Source organism: Paraburkholderia sp. ZP32-5, assembly GCF_021390495.1.
In the GTDB taxonomy this organism is placed as follows: domain Bacteria; phylum Pseudomonadota; class Gammaproteobacteria; order Burkholderiales; family Burkholderiaceae; genus Paraburkholderia.
Genome location: NZ_JAJEJP010000002.1, coordinates 668,102 through 688,764 on the forward strand (window position 1 = coordinate 668,102; position 20,663 = coordinate 688,764).

17 protein-coding genes are annotated in these 20,663 nt (G+C 62.5%); 8 read left to right on the forward strand and 9 right to left on the reverse strand.

The features are described from left to right. Positions 1-401 precede the first annotated feature (401 nt). The gene (locus L0U82_RS21845) at positions 402-1,682 is read right to left on the reverse strand and encodes a YihY/virulence factor BrkB family protein (RefSeq protein ID WP_233834405.1); all 1,281 of its coding nucleotides are present in this window, start codon (positions 1,680-1,682) and stop codon (positions 402-404) included. 173 nt (positions 1,683-1,855) lie between these two features. On the opposite strand from L0U82_RS21845, the gene L0U82_RS21850 reads away from it, so the two are divergent. Continuing rightward, positions 1,856-2,395 (forward strand): YbaK/EbsC family protein, encoded by a 540-nt coding sequence (locus L0U82_RS21850; protein ID WP_233834407.1) that lies wholly within the window; start codon positions 1,856-1,858, stop codon positions 2,393-2,395. 52 nt (positions 2,396-2,447) lie between these two features. On the opposite strand, the gene L0U82_RS21855 is transcribed toward L0U82_RS21850, so the two are convergent. The 6 genes from L0U82_RS21855 to L0U82_RS21885 form a co-directional block, all read right to left on the reverse strand. Then, positions 2,448-3,935, reverse strand: coding sequence for a SulP family inorganic anion transporter (locus L0U82_RS21855; RefSeq protein WP_233834408.1), 1,488 nt, complete (start codon positions 3,933-3,935; stop codon positions 2,448-2,450). Positions 3,936-4,130: 195 nt separating this feature from the next. After that, positions 4,131-4,721, reverse strand: a complete 591-nt coding sequence (locus L0U82_RS21860) for a BPSL1445 family SYLF domain-containing lipoprotein (protein ID WP_233834409.1) — start codon at positions 4,719-4,721, stop codon at positions 4,131-4,133. A 305-nt stretch (positions 4,722-5,026) separates the two neighbouring features. Beyond that, complete coding sequence (locus L0U82_RS21865) at positions 5,027-6,415, reverse strand: FAD-binding oxidoreductase (RefSeq protein ID WP_233834411.1); 1,389 nt, start codon at positions 6,413-6,415, stop codon at positions 5,027-5,029. 998 nt (positions 6,416-7,413) lie between these two features. Beyond that, on the reverse strand, positions 7,414-9,870 hold the full coding sequence (locus tag L0U82_RS39750) for a hypothetical protein (protein ID WP_267929666.1): 2,457 nt from the start codon (positions 9,868-9,870) through the stop codon (positions 7,414-7,416). A 244-nt stretch (positions 9,871-10,114) separates the two neighbouring features. Beyond that, entirely contained in the window at positions 10,115-10,777 is a 663-nt protein-coding gene (gene pdeM, locus L0U82_RS21880) for a ligase-associated DNA damage response endonuclease PdeM (RefSeq protein WP_233834412.1), read from the reverse strand. Beyond that, positions 10,774-13,407: a ligase-associated DNA damage response DEXH box helicase gene (locus L0U82_RS21885; RefSeq protein WP_233834414.1), complete on the reverse strand. Its 2,634-nt coding sequence runs from the start codon at positions 13,405-13,407 to the stop codon at positions 10,774-10,776. Before L0U82_RS21885 ends, pdeM begins: the two co-directional genes overlap by 4 nt. Before the next feature lie 230 nt (positions 13,408-13,637). Here L0U82_RS21885 and L0U82_RS21890 point away from each other — a divergent pair, with 230 nt between their 5' ends. The 3 genes from L0U82_RS21890 to L0U82_RS21900 all read left to right on the forward strand — a co-directional run bounded on the left by L0U82_RS21890 (position 13,638) and on the right by L0U82_RS21900 (position 15,928). Then, positions 13,638-13,988 (forward strand): FKBP-type peptidyl-prolyl cis-trans isomerase, encoded by a 351-nt coding sequence (locus tag L0U82_RS21890; protein WP_233837442.1) that lies wholly within the window; start codon positions 13,638-13,640, stop codon positions 13,986-13,988. 106 nt (positions 13,989-14,094) lie between these two features. Continuing rightward, the gene (locus L0U82_RS21895; protein ID WP_233834416.1) at positions 14,095-14,556 is read left to right on the forward strand and encodes a DUF488 domain-containing protein; all 462 of its coding nucleotides are present in this window, start codon (positions 14,095-14,097) and stop codon (positions 14,554-14,556) included. A 298-nt stretch (positions 14,557-14,854) separates the two neighbouring features. Continuing rightward, on the forward strand, positions 14,855-15,928 hold the full coding sequence (locus tag L0U82_RS21900; RefSeq protein ID WP_233834418.1) for a DUF6765 family protein: 1,074 nt from the start codon (positions 14,855-14,857) through the stop codon (positions 15,926-15,928). A gap of 85 nt (positions 15,929-16,013) precedes the next feature. On the opposite strand, the gene L0U82_RS21905 is transcribed toward L0U82_RS21900, so the two are convergent. Then, positions 16,014-16,277, reverse strand: a complete 264-nt coding sequence (locus tag L0U82_RS21905; protein WP_442793649.1) for a hypothetical protein — start codon at positions 16,275-16,277, stop codon at positions 16,014-16,016. A gap of 337 nt (positions 16,278-16,614) precedes the next feature. Here L0U82_RS21905 and L0U82_RS21910 point away from each other — a divergent pair, with 337 nt between their 5' ends. From L0U82_RS21910 to cls, 4 genes are all read left to right on the forward strand, one after another. Then, positions 16,615-17,034, forward strand: coding sequence for a hypothetical protein (locus L0U82_RS21910; RefSeq protein ID WP_233834422.1), 420 nt, complete (start codon positions 16,615-16,617; stop codon positions 17,032-17,034). Positions 17,035-17,243: 209 nt separating this feature from the next. After that, positions 17,244-18,080 (forward strand): H-NS family nucleoid-associated regulatory protein, encoded by an 837-nt coding sequence (locus L0U82_RS21915; RefSeq protein ID WP_233834424.1) that lies wholly within the window; start codon positions 17,244-17,246, stop codon positions 18,078-18,080. A gap of 20 nt (positions 18,081-18,100) precedes the next feature. Further along, entirely contained in the window at positions 18,101-18,586 is a 486-nt protein-coding gene (locus tag L0U82_RS21920; RefSeq protein ID WP_233834425.1) for a hypothetical protein, read from the forward strand. A gap of 146 nt (positions 18,587-18,732) precedes the next feature. Beyond that, positions 18,733-20,004 (forward strand): cardiolipin synthase, encoded by a 1,272-nt coding sequence (gene cls, locus L0U82_RS21925; protein ID WP_233834427.1) that lies wholly within the window; start codon positions 18,733-18,735, stop codon positions 20,002-20,004. 103 nt (positions 20,005-20,107) lie between these two features. On the opposite strand, the gene L0U82_RS21930 is transcribed toward cls, so the two are convergent. Beyond that, a complete protein-coding gene (locus L0U82_RS21930) occupies positions 20,108-20,647 on the reverse strand; it encodes a hypothetical protein (RefSeq protein ID WP_233834429.1) in 540 nt (179 codons plus the stop codon). Positions 20,648-20,663: the final 16 nt, after the last annotated feature.

Here is a 20,663-nt window from a genome sequence, read left to right on the forward strand (position 1 = left end):
ACTGACAAACCGTCGAAAGCCTTGTGTATCAGGCCGAACAACGATTGTTGCTATTTGTGAAATATTAGTTGTCATGTTATGCATTATTGTTGTTTTGTCGATAGTGACTGATTCACTAACTGCACTTTTGGCATGATTTCGAATATGCAACTTAATCGAGTCGTCTAATTGAACGGCTGATTTTGTAGAAAACGCCTAAGAAATAGGCGTGCATCAGGCGGCTTGCCAGGCTAGACAGAATCGGAGCGTTGTGCACCAGCGCAACCCGGGCGTCACCTTGAGGTGCAACCGAACGGTTGCAATGGCGATGACGATCGCGATTGCGTGTGGATCGCGGAAGAGGTGAGCGGATAGCTGGTGGTGCGCATGCCATGCGCGCGCGATGCGTTGCTCCCCCGGCGTCAGCGTTTCTCCACGCTACGGCGCGGGCGCGCCACCGCGGCGGCGGTCAGTCCGGCGGCTGCGGCGAGCAGTACTGAGGTCCATGGATTGCGCCGCACGTAGCGGTCGGCGGCCACTGCCTGGCGGCGCGCTTCGACGAGCGCGGTGGCGGCCATTCGCGTGGCCTGCGCTTCCGCTTCGATCATCTTGCGGGCGATCTGCACAGCGCTCGCGTGCGTAGCCGTTTCGCCACGCGTGTTTGAGTCCAATGCCGTCGAGTGCGCCGCGCCAACAGCGATCGCACTGCGCGTCGTGCTCTTGAGCGGCGCCGCATGCCGTGCCGCATCGCTGCCGACCGTCGATGCCGCCAGCACCGATGCAAGCATCGCGCGGCTGCCCGGCGGCGCGGCCGGCTGCATGCCCCAACCGCCGCGTGGATCATGCAGCCGGCCGCGCGCGGCGGCAAACTCAGCGCCAAGCAGCAGCACCACCGCCGAGAAGTACAGCCACATCAGCAGTACCGCCAGCGAGCCGGCCGCGCCGAACGAACTGGCCATCCCGGCGTGCGCGAGATAAAGCGCAAACAGCTTTTTACCCGCGGTAAACAGCACGGCCGCGGTGATGCCGCCGACCAGCGCGTCGCGCCACAGCACTCTCGCATCGGGCAGGAACTTGAGCAGCCCGGCGAACGCAAACGCCAGCACGAGCAGCCCGACGCCAAGTTGCAGCAGATTGCCGATCACGACATACGGCGAGTCGCCCCACAACCAGTTGCCGATGAAAACGATGACCGTATCGAGCACGAGCGACACGATCAGCAGGAACGCGACGCCGAGCACGAGCCCGAACGAAATCAACCGCACCCGCACCAGCGCGAGCACGCTCGACGCGCGCGGCCCGCTATACGGCCACACGATATTGAGCGCGCTATTAAGAGACGAGAAGGTGGCCGACGCACCGATCACCAGCAGCGAAAACGAGATGATCGCCGCGATGCCGCCTTTGCTGCCCGCGTGATGCGCGTTCTCGACGATCGTCTGGACACCCGCGGCCGCCTGGTCGCCGATCAATCCGTTGATGTGTCCAAACAGTTCGCCGCGCGCGGCCGCGGGGCCGAAGAACCAGCCGGCCACCGCGATCACCATTACGAGGGTCGGCGCGAGGGAAAACGCCGCATAGAACGCGATGCTTGCCGCCAGCGCCGGGCAGCGGTTCTCCGAGAACTGCCGGAGCGCGCCGACTGCCCAATTGGCCTGCTGACGGGCCGCTTGTTGAAGGTTCTCGGTGGAGAGGGAATCCATGTCCGTGGTCGTCCTTCGCAAGAGTGCCGGCGCGCTGCGCTTGGCGGGGCTTTTGTCTTCGTGCGATGCGCAAGCCTTGTGCCCGTCACTATACAAGCTAACCGGCGTGGTCTCGGCCGTTTGCGGCGCGTGCCGTTAGAATGCAGCGGGTTCCTCTCACATTCCTGCCTACCATGTATTCGCACGAATTCGCTCAGCAACTGGACGTGATCGCTATCGATCAATGGAGCGCGCATCTGCCCGCGCACGTCGTCGAACAATTGCCGACGCAGGGCGTCACGGTATTCGCCGTGACCGACGACGCGTCCGACACCGCCGCGTTCAGCGAGCGCTATGGCTTCGGTCTCGAAGACTGCGCGAACACGATCGTGGTGCGCTACAAGAAGGATGGCGGCGAGCATTACGCGGCGCTCGTATCGCTCGGTTCGCTGCGGCTCGACATCAACGGCGCGGTCAAGGCCGCGCTCGGCGCGCAACGGCTATCGTTCGCGAAGCGCGAGGCGGCGGTCGAACATAGTCAGATGGAGTTCGGCGGCATTACCGCATTCGGCTTGCCCGCCGACTGGCGCGTGCTGGTCGATGCCGCGGTGATGGAGCGCACGCAGATCGTGATGGGCGCCGGCGTGCGCGCGGCCAAGCTGCTGCTGTCGCCGGACGTGCTGCGGCAGTGGCCGCGTTGCGAGGTTGCGCCGATGACGTTGCCGGCGGAGTGACGAGCGCGACGCTTCTTCAGGCGACGTCTCAAGCGAAGCCTCAAGCGAGGCTTCAAGCTAGGCCGATGCCCGCGCGGCTCAGCAACTGCCGGTTACGCTCCGACAGATTTTTCATCCGCAACTGTTTGCCGGCTTTGCGATAACGCTCGGCCAGCCCCTGCAATGCGGCGAGTGCCGAATGATCGGCGAGCAGCAGATGACTGCAATCGACGGTCACGCTCGCCGGGCCTTGCGCCGGATCGAACAGTTCGTGAAAGCGCGTGGTCGACGCGAAAAACAGCGTGCCGCGCGGCACATAAGTTCTGTGATCGTCGCGATCTTCCGCATGCGCGTGAATTTCGCGCGCGTGCTGCCACGCGAAGTTGAGCGCGGCGATCACGATGCCGCACATCACCGCGATCGCCAGATCGGCAAACACGGTGATCACCGTCACCGCGACGATCACCAGCGCGTCATTGCGCGGCACCTTGCCGAGCACGCGCAGTGATCCCCATGCGAAGGTCTGCTGCGCGACCACGAACATCACACCGACCAGCGCCGCGAGCGGAATCCGCTCGATCAGCGGCGACAGAAACAGGATATAGAGCAGAATCATCACGCCGCTGACGACGCCCGATAAGCGCGAACGTCCGCCCGAATTCAGGTTGATCATGGTCTGGCCGATCATCGCGCAACCGCCTATTCCGCCGAACAGGCCCGAGGCAATATTCGCCGCGCCGAGCGCGATGCATTCGCGATTCGGCTGGCCGCGCGTTTCGGTGATCTCGTCGGTCAGATTGAACGTCAGCAGCGTTTCGAGCAAACCGACGATCGCGATCAGCACCGCGTACGGCAGGATCACACGCAGCGTGTCGAGATTCAGCGGCACGTCCGGCAGATGCAGCGACGGCAGATTGCCGGCAATGTGCGCCATGTCGCCGAGCGTGCGCGCCGGCAGATGCAGCAATTGCGTAAAGAGCCCGACGCCGACGATCGCGACCAGCGCCGGCGGCGCCGCGCGCGTGAGCCGCGGCAGCAGGTAGACGATCGCCATCGTCAGCACGACGAGCGCCGCCATGCTCGCGAGCGCGCCGCCATGCAGCCATTGCTCGCCATGCGGCGTCAGTACCTTGAAGTGCGCGAGTTGCGCGGTCGCGATCACGATCGCCAGTCCGTTGACGAAGCCGAGCATCACCGGATGCGGGACCATGCGGATCAGCTTGCCGAGCCGCAGCGCGCCGAACAGCACCATCAGCAGGCCGCTCAGTATCACCGTCGCGAGCAGATACTGCGCGCCGTGCTCGACCACCAGCGCGACGATCACGACGGCCATCGAGCCCGCGGCGCCGGAAATCATGCCGGGCCGTCCGCCGAACAGCGCGGTGATCGTGCAGATAAAGAACGCGCCGTATAAGCCCATCAATGGATTCAGATGCGCGACGAGCGCGAAGGCGATGCACTCGGGCACCAGTGCAAATGACGAGGTCAAGCCTGCGAGCACATTGCCGCGGATGTCGGCAAGCCGCGCGGGCCGACCGTGAGCGGGACTAGCGGTGTTCATGTTGTACGAGGTGGGCGCGCAAGCGCGTGATGCCGGCGCTGGTGTGGGCCGGCTGGCGGCACACATGGAGGTGCGAAGGGGGCGTCCGTTTGACGCGGACCGTTCGCGAAAGGCGTGGATTCTACCGTAGTGCGATGAAGGGCACCGACGCCTACGCCGCGTTAGGCGTTAGCGTGGCGCCCGCAGGTGATTCGCTCAGATGATCAGCCGCGATACCTTCGTGCCTTCGAGCGACACGCCGGCCATCAGGCCGCCGTTGGTCAGTACGAACGCCTGTACCGGGTTCGTCGCGGTCGACGTATCGACCGCGCCGTTCGCGCCGACCTTCAACACCGCGACCGTCGCATTGGCGCCGACCGCCCATCCCTGGCTGTGCAGGAAATCGTCGAGGGCTTCCTGCGTCATGAACAGGAAGATGATCGCCTTCGACTGCGCACCGATCTGCAAACCGAACGAACCTGCCGCCGTGCTGTAGTAGCCGGCGGTGCGACCGTCGATGCGCAGCGCGCCTTCTCCATACTGGCCACCGACCCAGAAGCCGGCCGAGATCACCGAAGGAAACACCAGTACGCCGCGCGCTTTGCCGACCAGTTCGCGCGAACCGGCGACGTTGTCGTAAAGCCGCGCCAGCGTCGAGTCGACTCCCGCGTTGATCGTGTCGCGCTTGCTGGCGTTATCCGACGATGAATTACTGGAGGACAGCGAAGTCGTCGTGCAACCGGTGAGGCTCAGGCCTGCGACGGCCAGTGCAGCGCTGCCGGTCATGATGAACTGTCGTCTGCGCATGACTGTTTTCCTTTGCGTTTGTTACGCGTTTTGTACGTTATTGGAGAGCGCGGTGATGACGCCCGCTTTGCATTTGTGCTCTTTTGCGCGCGGGAGGTTCCGCGCGCGCGGGAGTTGTTGCATGCGGCGAAGCGTGCAGGGTCGATTATCGACGACCGCGCGAAACAACGGGCAGCAGCTAACGTGCCCAGGCGCCGCGCCGCCGTGAACGGCGGGCGGCGTGGACGATGAAGGGGCAACGATTCGAGGATTGTTTGTTTGTCGACAGCCGATGCTCAATGCAGTGGTGCATCGGCTGATCGCGGCTAAACCGTCGGACGAATGTTCTGGTTATTGCGGAACAGATTGCCCGGGTCGTAGCGATTCTTGGTTTCGACGAGCCGCGCGTAGTTCGTTCCGTACGCCTGCTCGATGCGGCCGCTTTCCTCCTGCGTCATGAAGTTCACGTACACGCTGCCGAGCGCGAACGGCTGCGCGGCATCGAAGAACGCGCGCGACCAGGCGATACAGCGATCGTCGTCGCGCGCATCGTCCCAACGACCGTGAACGTTCATCGCGTAGAGCGTGTCGCGCGCCGGGTAGGCGGTTGCGTCGGCCGCCACGCGCTGCGTCTGACCGCCGATCAGCCCGAAGAAGATCTCGCATTGCGGCGACGGCAGCGTATCGATTGCCTGAATCAGCGCATCGATCAGACCGTCGTCGATGCCGGCGAGATTGTGCGACTTCCAGTAATTGCGCGCGCCCGGCGTGAGCAGCGGGTCGAATGCCTGCTGCCACATTTCATACGGCATCGGGCCGAGATGTTCGCCAAGCGGAGTGCCGAAGCGGCGCGCGCTTTCGACTGCCGCCGGCCCGTCGTCGACTGGCCCGGTGTAGCACATCGCGAGCACGAGTACCGGTTTGCCATGCACGTCGGGCGGCAGGAACGGCAGCGGCGGCGCGAGCCGCGCGACCGCCCACACGGCCAGTTCCTCGGGCATCGCTGGCGCCGCCGCGCGGTATTTGACGAGCGCGTCTTTCGCCTCGGCGAACGGCAGCACGACGAGGCCGCCATAGACGAGCGGCCCGACCTCGTGCAGCGCGTATTCGAACTGCGTGACCACGCCGAAATTGCCGCCGCCGCCGCGAATCGCCCAGAACAGGTCCTCGTTCGAACTGGCGCTCGCGCGGCGCAATTCTCCGTCCGCGGTGACGATGTCGGCGGCGACGAGATTATCTATCGTCATCCCGAAGCGGCGGCTGAGCCAGCCGAAGCCGCCGCCGAGCGTCAGGCCCGCGACGCCGGTCGTCGAGTTGATGCCGAGCGGCGTCGCGAGTCCGAACGCCTGCGCTTCGTGATCGAAGTCGTGCAGCGTTGCGCCTGGCTCGACATACGCGCGCCGGGCTGCCGGATCGATGCGCACGGATTTCATCGACGACAGGTCGAGCACGACACCGTCGTCGCACAGCGCGCTGCCGCCGATATTGTGGCCGCCGCCGCGAATCGCGAGCGGCAGGCCGTTGTCGCGCGCGAACGCGATGCCCTGACGGATGTCGGCGACACCGGCGCAACGCAGAATCATCGCCGGATAGCGGTCGATCATCGCATTCCAGATGCTGCGCGCTTCGTCGAAGCCGGGCGTGTCGGGTAGCAGAAGCGGACCTCGCAGGCCGGATTTCAATGCGTCGACAGCGCTGCTGGACAGAGTAACCATGGCGTACCTCATCGAACGGGAAAGAAGCGCCCAGCACACTATTGCGTAGATCAGACAAGCGAGCGCGGTGAATGAAAGCAAATTGAGAGGTTGGTGTGCGTCCAGTAAACGGGGCAGTGCGCCGAAGTCAAACAAAGGTAAACCCGCGCGTGTGAGCGATGGCGCGCAACGGCTTATGTGACAGGCATTTGCGGGCGGCGCCGGCCGCGTTGGCTGCCGCCCGGACGCGGATGTTGGAAGTGTTTTTAAAAGAATTTCCGCGCTGAAGTGTTGGGTGCGCGCCGTGCTGGTGGTCGCGTAGCGACACTTTGCAGCGCGAGCGTGAGTACGACGCGCGGTCCGGGGCGAGCCGCGCGCGCGTGGATGACGTGTGTGAGCTAGCGCACGCCGCGCGCAAGCATTTTTTCGGGACGCGGCGAGGATTGCCGACATGTCGTTTCAGAAGCGGTGCGGCGCTTTTACGTCGCATTGTCTGTGGGATTACGCTCATTCGTCTTTTGGCTTTTACTGATTTATGTGCGGATAAACACACGAATAAAGCAGCCGCCATGTAAATGCGTGTGTTGGGGTAAGAAGAAACCCTGATTATTTTCATAATATAAATTTCATTTGGCTTTCTTATTGTTTATTTTTCGTTAAATGAACATAGCAATAAGCGAAGTTTCTGATGTCGTCACGATTAACAATGGTTAACAGTTCGATTGCCACGGGTATTTGGCAAATACCCGTGATATCTCCTTGCGTGGTCTAGCGCACGGTCCCGTCTGGGCGCTGCGAATAACTTCAACGTCCATCAAGCCTCGCTGTGCCGTTCTTAATAAGAATGTTCGCGCACAGCCAGCCGATTCTCTCGAAACACGCCAAATCGGACCGGGGATTTTCCGCGAGAGATATGTCCAGTGCGAATGGATTTAATTCGCACGAGGCGAAGCCGGCTGGGCTTTTGAATTTTCTGTTATCTGGTGAACAGAAAATTCAACTGTTATTGGGCCGGTCGTTCAGGGTGAAATAATCAGGAGCTTCAAATGAAAAAGCAAAACGGGGACGCGTGGATATTGGGTACGCGGCGGGCGGCTTTGGCGGCAGCCGTCAGTCTTTATGCGGCGATGGCCGGTGCGCAGACGACTCCTGCGGGAGCCACCGCGGAGACGGCGAATTCCAATGTGATGGTGCTCGCGCAGGCGAGCGGCGGATGCCCGGCAGGCAGCGGACCCGGCTGCACGTCCGGCGGCTCCGGCATGGCGCCGGGCGGAGTGGGCGTTGCAGCCGCGGGCCTCGGCCTCGGCTCGCAGTCGGGCGGCGGAGCGCCGTCGACGGGTCCGGGTACGGGCAGCAGCGGCGGAAACAGCTCGGCGAACTCGGGCTCGGGTGGCCTCGGCTCGGGAAACAGCGGCAATAACAACGGCAATGGCGGCGCCAACAACGGTGGCGGCGACAACGGGTCTGGAAATGGTGGTACGGGTGGGGATGGCGGTGATGGTGGCGGTGATGGTGGCGGTGATGGTGGCGGGGATAGTGGCGGTGATGGCGGCGGTGATGGTGGTCACGGTCATGGGCATGGACACGGTGGCCATGGGCATGGTGACGGCGGTCATGGTCACGGCGACGGTGGTCATGGAGATGGTGGCCACGGTGACGGCGATGGCGGTCATGGAGATGGTGGCCACGGTCACGGCGATGGCGGTCATGGGGATGGTGGCCATGGTGACGGCGATGGTGGTCATGGCGATGGTGGCGATGGTCACGGTGACGGCGGTCATGGAGATGGTGGCCATGGTCATGGCGACGGTGGTCACGGCGGTGATGGCCACGGCGACGGCGGCCACGGAGATGGTGGCCACGGAGATGGTGGCCATGGTGATGGCGGTCATGGCGACGGTGGCCACGGCGATGGCGGTCACGGCACCAGCGGTCATGGAGACGGTGGTCACGGTGATGGCGGTCACGGCGATGGTGGCCAAGGCGACGGTGGCCATGGTGATGGTGGTCACGGTGATGGCGGCCATGGCGATGGCGGTCACGGCGATGGCGGTCACGGCGACGGTGGTCATGGCGACGGTGGTCATGGCGATGGCGGCCATGGTGATGGCGGCCAAGGCGACGGTGGTCATGGCGATGGCGGTCACGGCGCCAGCGGTCATGGAGATGGTGGTCACGGTGATGGCGGCCATGGCGATGGCGGTCACGGCGATGGTGGCCATGGTGATGGTGGCCATGGTGATGGTGGTCACGGTGATGGTGGTCACGGTGATGGCGGCCATGGCGATGGCGGTCACGGCGACGGTGGTCATGGCGATGGCGGTCACGGCGCCAGCGGTCATGGAGACGGCGGTCACGGCGACGGCGGCCAAGGCGATGGCGGTCACGGCGCCAGCGGTCATGGAGACGGTGGTCACGGTGATGGCGGCCAAGGCGACGGTGGTCACGGTGCCAACGGCAATGGTGGCGGCGAGGGCCACGGCGGCAAGGGTGGTGGCCAAGGTAATGGCGGTTCCGGGAACGGCGGCCAAGGCAACGGTGGCTCTGGAAATGGCGGCCACGGCGGTAGCGGTGGCGGAGGCAACGGGGGTAACGGCGGCGGCCAAGGCAATGGCGGTAATGGCGGTGGCCAAGGCAACGGCGGCTCCGGAAACGGTGGCCACGGCGGTAACGGTGGTGGAGGCAACGGAGGCAACGGCGGAGGCCAAGGCAACGGTGGCAATGGCGGTAACGGTGGTGGCCAAGGCAACGGCGGCTCTGGAAATGGCGGCCACGGCGGTGGCCAAGGCAATGGCGGCTCTGGAAACGGCGGCCACGGCGGCCACGGCGGTAACGGTGGTGGCGGTAACGGAGGCAACGGCGGCAACGGCGGCGGCCAGGGCAATGGTGGTAATGGCGGTGGCCAAGGCAACGGCGGCTCTGGAAATGGCGGCCACGGCGGTAACGGTGGTGGAGGTAACGGCGGCAACGGCGGCGGCCAAGGCAATGGCGGTAACGGCGGTGGCCAAGGCAACGGCGGCTCTGGAAATGGCGGCCACGGCGGTAACGGTGGTGGAGGTAACGGTGGCAATGGCGGCGGCCAAGGCAATGGCGGTAACGGCGGTGGCCAAGGCAACGGCGGCTCTGGAAATGGCGGCCACGGCGGTAACGGTGGCGGAGGTAACGGTGGCAATGGCGGCGGCCAAGGCAATGGCGGTAATGGCGGTGGCCAAGGCAACGGCGGCTCCGGAAACGGCGGCCACGGTGGTAACGGCGGTGGAGGCAACGGCGGCAACGGCGGCAATGGCGGCAATGGCGGCAATGGCGGCGGCCAGGGCAATGGCGGCAACGGTGGCGGCCAAGGCAACGGCGGCTCCGGCCACGGCGGCGGCTTCGGTGGCGGTTTCGGCGGCCACGGCGGAGGCTTTGGCGGCGGCTTCGGCGGCCATGGCGGTGGCTACGGTGGCGGCAATGGTGGAGGCAACGGCGGCGGTCACGGCGGCGGCAACCACTAACCGGTGGGCGATCCCTGCATCACGCGGGGCACCCACCGGGTGCGGAGACCGGCTTGCCGGTTTCCGCACCAACACCCGTCGACGGCAACGAAGCCGTAACAACGAAGCTGCAACAACGAAATCGCACCAACGACCCAGCAGCAAAAGCAACTACGCAACTGCAAAGCAGCAAAGCAACCAGGCACGCAAAAGCACTCGAAACCGTGGACGGCCACGCGCCGTCCACTTACCCCGCCAGATCGATCACCTTGTCCTGCGCGACAACAAAAATCCTCTCCCCAGCGACGCGCGCAGTTTCACGCGCTCCTCCCGTAAAGCTCCCAAAAGCGGGCAATACCCCGCAGTCGACGCCAAACCGGAAACACGGCACCCGCACCGAATCGGTCCGCGTCGCGATCCGGTAGACCGGATGCACATGCCCCGCAAGCACGTACGCGCCGTCAACCACGCGCGGGTGATGACACAGCGCCCACGGTCCGGCATGCCACGGCTCGCGCGCGTATTCGACATCCAGCGTGTGGGGCAACGCGCCCGCATGCCGGTCGTGATTGCCTTCCACCAGCACGACCCGCATATGCGCATGCATCGCGCGCCATGCATGCAATGCATCGAGCGTGAGCGCCGTCAGCGATTCGCGCGCGTGCAGCAGGTCGCCGAGAAACACCAGCATCGCCGGTTCGAATTGCGCGATCAGCTGATCGATACGCAGCAGGTTGTCCTCGGTCGAACCCGTCGGCACTGGAATGCCGCGCGCGCGAAATACGGCGTCCTTGCCGAAATGCGCATCGGCGATAAACAGCGCGCGCAGCACCGGATCGAAACTCGCGCGCAAACTCGACAGCACGAGTGGCTGTCCGGCGATCTCGATCGCAAGCGACGAAGGCGTCATCGTTGCGCCGCCTTTTCGAGTTCGGCCAGCATCCGCTCGACGCGATCCGCGAGCTTCTCCGTGCTGACCTTTTCGCGCAGGCGTCCGACGATCAATGGAAAGGCGAACGGCGTCGGCTTCTTCGGATGCGTCATGACGACGCGGCTCGCGTTCATTCGTTCGAGTGCTTCGCGGATGCGCCGCACGTCGAGTTCCTGCAGCAGTACTTCGGTATCGGCCTGGTTCAACAGCAGATTGGCGCGGTCATGCTGACGGAAGATTTCGTAGAAGAGTCCGCTCGATGCCTGCAATTGCCGCGCGCTTTTCTGCTGTCCCGGATGCGCCTGAAACACGAGCCCCGACACGCGCGCAATCTCGCGAAAACGCCGCAACGACAATTCGGATGAATTGAGGCTCGCGAGAATATCGTGATCGAGTTCTTCGGCGGAAAGCAGACCACGCTGCAATTGCTCGTCCCAATCGAATGGTTGCGAGCACAGCAACTCGAAACCGTAGTCGTTCATCGAAATCGAAAACGTACCGGGCTTTTCGCGCGCGACTCGCCAGGCGAGCAACGCACCGAGACCGATATGCGCGGTGCGCCCCGCGAATGGATAGCAGAAGAAATGATGCCCTTCGCGCGACTTCAGCAATTCGACGACGAGTACTTCCGGCGCCGGCAACGCCGACCATTTCTGCTGCAATTCGAGCAGTGGACGCACCGCGCGCATTTCCGGTTCGTCATAGATACCGTCGGCAGCGCGCGCGAGCATCGTCAGCGTGGCCTCCGCGAGTTCGGACGAAAGCGGCATGCGGCTGCCGGCCCATTGCGGCATCGCTCCGCGTGACGAGGTCGCGCGTCGCACCCACGCGGTCATGTCCTGCACGCGGATCAATTCCAGCGTGCGGCCGCCGAATGAGAAAACGTCGCCGGGTTTGAGCCGTGAAATAAACGATTCCTCGATTGCGCCAATTCGGCCGCCCGACAGATACGCGACATTCAACGTACCGCCCGCGACGATCGTGCCGATATTGTTGCGATGCCGCCGCGCGAGATCATCGCGCGGTACCCGATACAGACCGTCGTCGCCGCGCGCGACGCGGTGGTAGTCCGGATAGGCGCGCAGTGTCGCGCCACCGCCTTCGACAAAGCCGACTGCCCAGTCGAACTCCGTCTGCGTGAGATCGCGGTATGCATAGGTACGCGAGATTTCGCGGTATAGATCTTCCGCGTCGAAGCCGCCGCCTATCGCCACGGTGACCAGATGCTGCACCAGAACATCGAACGGCTTTTCGGGCGTATCCCGGCTTTCGATGTGCCGCCGCTCGACGGCCTCGCGTGCCGCGGCGGCTTCGATCAGTTCGAGCGCATGCGTGGGCACGATCGTTACGCGCGACGGCAGACCGGGCGCGTGTCCCGAGCGGCCCGCGCGCTGCATCAAACGCGCGACGCCTTTCGGCGAACCGATCTGGAACACGCGTTCGACCGGCAGAAAATCGACGCCAAGATCGAGACTCGACGTACACACAACCGCTTTCAGCAAGCCATTTTTCAGGCCGCGTTCGACCCATTCGCGCACCTGTTGATCGAGCGAGCCATGATGTAGCGCGAGCGAACCGGCCCATTCGGGCCTTGCTTCGAGCAGCGCCTGATACCAGAGCTCGCATTGCGAGCGCGTATTGGTAAAGACGAGCGAGGTACGCGCTTCGTCGATTGCACGCGCAACGGCATCGACCTGACGCATACCCATATGACCGCCCCATGGAAAGCGCTCGATCGTCTCCGGAATGATCGTATCGACGATCAGCGCTTTCGGCAGCGCGCCGTGTATGTTCACGCGCGGCGTCGCGACCGGTGCGAGCAAAACCTGTTCGGCAAACGACAGATTGCCGAGCGTCGCCGACAACCCCCACACCTGCAATGCGGGCCGCCAATGCGTGAGCCGCGCGAGCGCGAGCTGGGTCTGCGTGCCGCGCTTATTGCCGAGCAATTCGTGCCATTCGTCGACGATCACCAGCCGCACGTGCGCGAGTACTTCGCGTGCATCGGCGCGGGTCAAGATCAGCGTCAGACTTTCGGGCGTCGTGACGAGCGCGGACGGCATGCGCCGGTTTTGCCGCTCGCGTTCGGCCGATGACGTATCGCCGGTCCGCAGTCCGACGCTGAAGGGCACCGCCAGTTCGGCCGCCGAGCTTTGCAGTGCGCGCGCGGTGTCGGCGGCGAGCGCGCGCATCGGCGTGATCCATAACACGGTGAGCGGTTCGGGTTGCTTGCGCGCCGCGGCCGCTTCGTTCGTGAACGCGGCGAGCGCGCCGAACCATACGGCCCAGGTCTTGCCGGCGCCGGTGCTCGCATGCAGCAGGCCGCTCGCGCCGTCGGCGATTGCGCGCCAGACCTCGCGCTGAAAATCGAATGGCTGCCAGCGGCGCGCGGCAAACCATGCGTCGAGTTTGTCCGTGAAAGGGCGACGAGCCTGTTCCGGCGTATAGGACGGAAACGGCAATGGCTCGAAAGCGGGCTCGCGCGCATCGAGCCGCGCCTGCTGCGCGCGACTGCGCGGGATCCGGCGTGGCCGTGGCGCGCGGCGCGACGCGTCGGCCGTCGCTAGCGGCGGGGTGGCGGGGTCGTCGGGGTGGGCCGGCTCGGTCATCGAAAGCGCTCGATAGCAATGGATTCGCGTGCCGGCAAATGGCTCGCCGGGAATATTCACATGGACTTCGGAAGGGCCGCCGTGGTTCAGCGAAAGCCCGCGTCACGGTGATGCTTCGCCGTGTCTGCGCCACCCGATCCGCTACAATGCGGCGACCCACCCCCCACTGGAGATTCGCCTTGAAATCACTCGTTGCATTGCTGGCCGCAACCCTTCTTTCCTCGACCGCAATGGCCGCCGCGCCGACCACGGAAAAACTGCCCTCCGGCGTTGTCATCGAACATCTGACGCAAGGCACGGGCCCGCAACCGTCCGCGACCGATGTCGTCAAGGTCAACTATCGCGGCACGCTTCCCAACGGCACCGAATTCGACAGCTCCGCAAAGCATGGCGGCCCGGCCACGTTCCCGCTCAATCGCGTGATTCCGTGCTGGACCCAAGGCGTGCAGAAAATGAAAGTGGGCGGTAAGGCACGCCTCACCTGCCCGTCGGCGACCGCTTATGGCGATCGCGGCGTGGGTCCGATTCCGCCGAATACCGACCTGACGTTCGAAGTAGAACTCGTCGACATCGTCAAGTAATAGCGCAAAAATGCGCTTAATGCGCTGAACCCCAGGCCTCGCTACGGAACTCGCAGCGAGGCTTTGTTTTTTGGGCCGGCGAAATAGGGCGCCCTGGAGACTCGGCATGAAACGCGACCAGAGTGCGGTGCAGGTGGCCAGCATCGGCTTCACCGGTAAGCCCGCGCGGAAGTTCTTCGACTTGCTGAAGGGGGCCCATGTCCGCACGGTGCTCGACATCCGCCTGAACAACACGTCGCAACTCGCCGGCTTTGCGAAAAGGCAGGATCTGCCGTACTTCCTGGAGAACCTGTGCAATACGGCGTATGTGGAAGTGCCGGAGTTGGCGCCCGAGCCGGATCTGCTCAAACGCTACCAGGCCAAAAAGCTGAGTTGGGAGAACCTGCGCGATGAGTATTTCGAGCTGATTGCAAGGCGCCGGGTGGAAAGCAATCTGGATATCGCGCTATTTGAGTCCGGCTGCCTGCTTTGCAGTGAACATTTACCACATCATTGTCACCGGGCGCTGGCGCTCGAGTACCTGAACAGTCATTGGAATAACCGGCTTGCCATTACGCATCTGACGTGACGGGCCGGTCCGCGGACGGCTCGAACGGTACGTCGCGGGATCTTTTCCTACGTATTTCTCCGTACTTTCGCTATTTAGTAGGGCGGGTCATCTCCTGCCGCCTTTGTTTGCGCCTGGCGGGCAAACCTCGGCCAAACACCGGCCAAACGTTTGACTGGCTCAAAACGCGGAAAAGCGCGTCTTTTTCAAGTCCGGCGCTGGTGGCTCGTTTACTATCTACTCACACGCGACCCCCTCCACCTTCTCGGCCGCCGGGAATACGCCCGCCGGTCTTCTTTGCGCGCCAGGAGCGCCTGCCATGAATATCGACTTTCACTACGGTGTGGTCTACATTGCTGCGCGAATCGGCGGAATGAAGCCCGGCGATGCATTGACCGTTGCCCATGCATGCCAGTATGTCGACGATGCGACAACGAGCGGAATACTGCGCTTTAAAGGCGGCGAGACATTCGAGCGTTTCGCGACCGCGCACAAATTATTCGATTACGCCAATACCGAGAATGACCAGAACCGCCTCGTCTGGGCGCCATTTCATTTTCTGCCGGCCGGAGTCGGTGAGAGCCTGGAAGAAAAAGCCATTTGCCGGCCGGATAGCGAAGTGGCGCGTGAAGTCGTGCGGCGCGCAATCCGGCAACGCGATTCGGAGACGGCATTGCACCGGCTCGGCGTGACGCTTCATACGTATGTCGATACCTGGGCGCACCAGGGGTTCGCCGGAATCGAAAGCCCGTGGAATCGCGTGCATTCGCTGGAGGCCCAGGATTGCACGCACGAGGGCTGGCTGGCGAGCCTCAAGCAGGCGGTCAACCATCTGATCGAACATATCGAGGAAGACGTGGTGGCGATCGCGCTGCCGGTCGGCCATGGCGCCGCATTGCATTATCCCGATCAACCGTGGGCGCACTGGCACTATCTCGACGGCCGGAACAACCGCGTCACGCGACACAATCTGCCGGATTTCGTGCAGGCGGCGGAAATGGCATGCCGCGCGGTACGCGGTTTTCTGGCCGGGAAAGAGGACTTCGAAAACCAGCCCGGCATGCCTGACGAAGTGAAAGAAGCGGTCACCACGCTGCTCGACACCAACCGGAATCTCGACGACAACATCCGTTTGCGAACAGTCCGCGAATGGGTGAAAGCCGGCCGCATTCCGGGTCTGGAAGAACAGGTGCCGGTTTATATCGGCAAAGGACACGGCTCGTGGAAGTACCTGGCCACCGGTCTGGCGTGCGATGACGATACCGGCGACCGCCCGGTATGGAGCAGTGACTTTGAGAAAAGCGACTATCGTCTCTTTCACGATGCAGTCAAACAGCACCGTTTCGTGATCACTCAGGAGATCCTGCCCGCTCGCGGATTACGCATCGCGTAAGCGCGTGGGGTAAGGTGTTTTGCCGCCGGATCGATTGCAGCTCCCGGCATGTGATCGAGCGGCGGCGCCTCGCATATTTCCCTGACTATTGCATTGCTGCCTGCTGATGCCCACCGCGCTGTAGCGGGGGTTGTACAGCGGCAGCCTGTTCTTCGGCATGCTTTTTCGCCAGATGCCGCCCGACCAGACATCCGCCCACCGCGCCGACCACTGCATGATGTCCCGCGTAATGTCCGGCAACCCCTCCCACGACCGCGCCTTTCAGGCAACCAGCCGCGTTTGCGGTGCCGCTCATTGCCGAAGTGAGTGCGATTGCCGCGAGGGCGGCTCGAATAAAACCAGCTTTCATTGCAAAGTACCGTAGTGTTGAGTGGGTCGAAAATGGCGTAGTCCGGCCTCTTTTCAAGAGCTTCCGGGCAGCTTTCTTCCCGAGCCTCGCTATTGATCGCGGGTGCGCCGCCGGCTACGCACATGCAGTGTAAGAGCATCGGCCCCGGCGCAGGCGAACAGATCCTGCAAGTTTGGTAACGGGTGGTTACCGGCTGCATCGAGCGTATTGGTTGGTGCGAGGTTGGCGCAAAAAGCCCTGTCCTCGTCTTTTTCAATGTACTGGTCTATAGCGGGGCGCCAAAAAACAGCGCTTCCAATTAAAAAAATGAACCGGTCTCCTTTGAATATTCAAATGCTTGCCTATAGTAGAAGCGGTTATTGCCGCGAACGACGGCAGCGGTCTTTTCGTCGTCGATGCGGGTGACGGGGAAACCGAAATGACGCCATCGAATGCTGCGATCTATCAGGCCGGGACTTGCACGCCGGAGTCGTTACGGACACTCGCGGGATACCTCGAATTGGCTCTCGACGAAGGAGAGAGCGTCGTCGTGATGCGAATTGGCAGCCAGGTACGCAGCGTTTATGTGGGAAATCCGTCGCGCGCATTGGAGGATCTAATGGAGTCCGGTGTTGTCGATGCCTTTCAGGCGGATGAAATGCTGCTATTGACCCGTCTTGGGCTCAACCGGATAACGGCGGACGGTCAACACTACCGCTTTATACGCAGTGTGAGGTACATCGACGACCGTCAGGCCGTCGTTTTTACTCCAATTTGAGCGGTGGCATCAGGAGCAGCGGGAGAAGAATCGGGGGGAAAGGAAAAGGAAGAAAGACAGGACGAGGTAGTAGAGAAGCTGAAAGAATCGTACTTGTACGGCGTCAAAGTGATCGCATCGATGTACTGAAGTTGCAAATAGTCCAATAGTCTGCCTTTCTTGCTTCATTCATGGCATAGTTCGACGATTACCACATAAGGAGGAACCAAATGCCTTCGTTAGAGCAAATTCAAGCAAAGCTTAAGAAACTCCAGGCGCAAGCCGACGTTCTGCTTGCCAGGAAAGCACAGGCTGCAGTCGACCAGATTCGCGAGTTGATGCTCAAACATGGTCTGACTACCGCCGATATCGAAGATCGCGCGAGAGCGAGACGCGCGGCGCGCGGTCTGAATGGTGTCAGCGGAAATGGCAGAGGTAGACCCGCCGGTGTGGCAAAGGCGGCTAAATCCGTTGGCGCGGCGAAGTACCGTGATCCGAAAACCGGCGCAACCTGGACAGGCCATGGCCGCGCACCGGGCTGGATTGCCAATGTGAAGGACCGTACGTCGTTCCTCGTCAGCGGTGCGAGCGAAGCGAAGTCGGTGGCAGCACCGAGCGGACGCGGCAAAGGTCAGCCGAAAGGCGCACAGCCGCCGAAGTACCTGAATCCGAAAACCGGTGCGACCTGGAGCGGCCGCGGTCCGGCGCCCGCGTGGCTGGCGGCGGTTAAGGACCGCAGCAAATTCCTGATCGACGGCGCGTCGGCGGCTCCGCAAGCGGTTAAAGCAGCGGCTAAAACCGTTAAGGCCAAAGCGACAGCGGCCAAAAAGGCAGCGAAAAAAGTAGTCGCGAAGAAAGCCGGCGCGGCACGCAAGGCGGCGGTGAAAAAGACGGCGGCGAAAAAAGCGGTGCCGGCGAGTAGAAAAGCGGCGGCAAAGAAAGCCGTCGGTCGCAAAGGCCCGATGAAAACAGCGAGAAAGGCTCCGGTGCGCAAGGCTGCCGCGAAGAGTACCGCGGCCCCTGCCGCGGTTGCCTCGCAAACTCCGGCAGCGGAAGCAGGCGCGTAATTCGCGGAGCCGTGAAGTAGATGGTTAGCACGCTCGATGTACCCCAGCAGGAGGACCTGGTCGTCCTGCTGGACTCTATTCCTCATCCGGCAACCGATGCCGCCGACCCGTTCATCGTCGCGAGCGACCGCCGCGTGATTCTGACGTATCCGATCGCGGAGTCGGACTTTGAGCGGTTCGGACCATTCGATCCCGACGACGATCCCTTTTGCGCGGTGCTGTTTTCCGACACCGTGTTTCATCGGCTCGGTCCACCGGGCGACACCGATCTCGCGATTCATCCGCTAGCCGCGCAAGGCTTGTGCGGTTATTCGGCGCATGAAGTCGTCAATTCATCGTTGTGCGCGGAAATTGCCGCGGCCTCGGCCGTTGCGCCGGCACAGCGTCATTTCGTGATTACGTTTCTCGAATCGACGTTCGAATGCGTGGCGTCGGACTATACGGTAATCGGCGTATTTGGCGCGGGTGAAATAGCAAGCCGCGAAGCATTCGCGTTGGTCAGATAGAGCAGCAGGCTGGACAGCAAGCCGTGGGCCCATAACGGGCACGCGGCGTGCGTGTCGTGGGTCACAGCGAAAGCCCGGCGTGAGTCCGGCACTCCGCGTCGAACGCGGGGCGCCGCGTATTCCGCCGGCTGGCCTTGAGGACAAGAATGCTGACTATTCCCATTACCGCGCTCGTCACGCTCGTCATTGTTCTGGTTATTGCCAATCTGTCGAGCGGCGAAAAGAAAATAGAACATAAGATCGAACGGCTCTACCGGAGCGACGATCCGCAATTCCTGCGTTCAATGGGCTTGCTGCTCGGGCCGCCTGTGGTTCCCGGCAATCGCTTCGACATGCTGCTCAATGGCGACCGTATTTTTCCGTCGATGCTCGAAGGCATTCGTTCGGCGCGCCAAACCATTACGTTTGAAACGTTCATTTACTGGTCAGGGGAAATTGGCGAGCAGATCGCCCATGCGCTTGCGGACAAGGCGCGTGAAGGCGTCGCCGTGCATGTGCTGCTCGATTGGGTCGGCTCATCGAAAATGGACGGGCGCTATCTGGACATGCTGCGCTTGGCCGGGGCCGAGGTGGTCAAGTATCACAAGCCGCATTGGACCGGTCTTGGCCGCATGAACGATCGCACGCATCGCAAGCTATTGGTGATCGATGGCCGGATCGGCTTTACCGGCGGTGTCGGCATTGCGCCCGAATGGACCGGCAATGCGCAGGATGAAAAGCATTGGCGCGATACGCACTTTCGCGTGACGGGTCCGGTGGTCGGCCATATGCAGGCGGTCTTTATGGACAACTGGATCAAGGCGACCGGTAATGTGTTGCATGGTCCCGCCTATTTTCCCCATATCGAAGCCGAAGAAGGAGAAGGCGAGGGGCTCGCGCATATGTTCAGCAGTTCGCCGTCGGGCGGCAGCGACGATATGCAGTTGATGTATCTGATGGCCATTACCTCCGCCACGCACAGCCTGCATCTTGCAAGCGCGTACTTCGTGCCGGACAAGCTGACCATCAACGCGATCGTCGAAGCGGCGAAGCGCGGCGTGAAAGTGCGGATCGTCACGCCGGGCAAGCATATCGACACGCATACGGTGCGTGAAGCATCGCGTGCATGCTGGGGCGATCTGCTCAAAGCCGGGGTCGAAATATTCGAGTATCAGCCCACGATGTTTCATTGCAAGCTGCTGGTGGTCGACGAGTACCTGGTCTCGGTCGGCTCGACCAACTTCGATAGCCGTTCGTTCAAGCTCAACGACGAGGCTAACCTGAACATCTACGATCGCGACTTTGCGAAGCAGCAGACCGCTGTTTTCGCCGACGACATCGCGAAATCGCGGCGCGTCACGCTCGAAGCGTGGATGCACCGGTCATTCAGTGAGAAGCTCATTGAAAAATTCGTGCGGTTGCTGGACACACAGCTTTGAAGCGACGCTAAAGGTCGGGCCGCCAGTGCCGATCGAGTTATCGACGTTTTCCGATATAAGCGCGCGCAATGAAAACCCTCACGCTCATTCGCGTTGCACCTCGCTAATTACCGGGCTCGAGCACCGGCTTATCCGGATTCGCCTGCGTGCGATAGGGCAATTGCGCTGAATGTACATTGGTAATCGTGTTGTCGATTACCCGTTCGACGTCCGCCGTTTTTGTCAGTTCGGACAGAAAGGTCTTCTTATCGAAACCGGGCGCGACGCACCCTTCGACATAGATAAATCGCCGCTGCAACGTGAGCCATAGCGTCGACTGTTCGCGCCAGTGCAGCGCGGCATTCAGATTCGCGAGCCGCCGTTGCACGCTGTCGGCGATCTCCGCGTCGTATAGATACGCATTCGGCAACCGGCAGCGGCCTTCTATCCAGCAGCTATTGCCGCGCTCGATCCGGTAATGGCTGTCGTCGAGCCATTCCTTTTCAGTCTCGAACGGGCCGAGCGGCGTCGGGCAATTGGCGATCGCTTTGGAGATCTGTATGAATGGATCGTGACCGCGATTGACGCGCGCCGGATCGCTCTGCGCATGAGCCGTCGTGGCGCAGAGCAGCAGGCCGGCGAGGAGTTCGAACAGACGTTTCATGTTCAGGCCGCTCCAG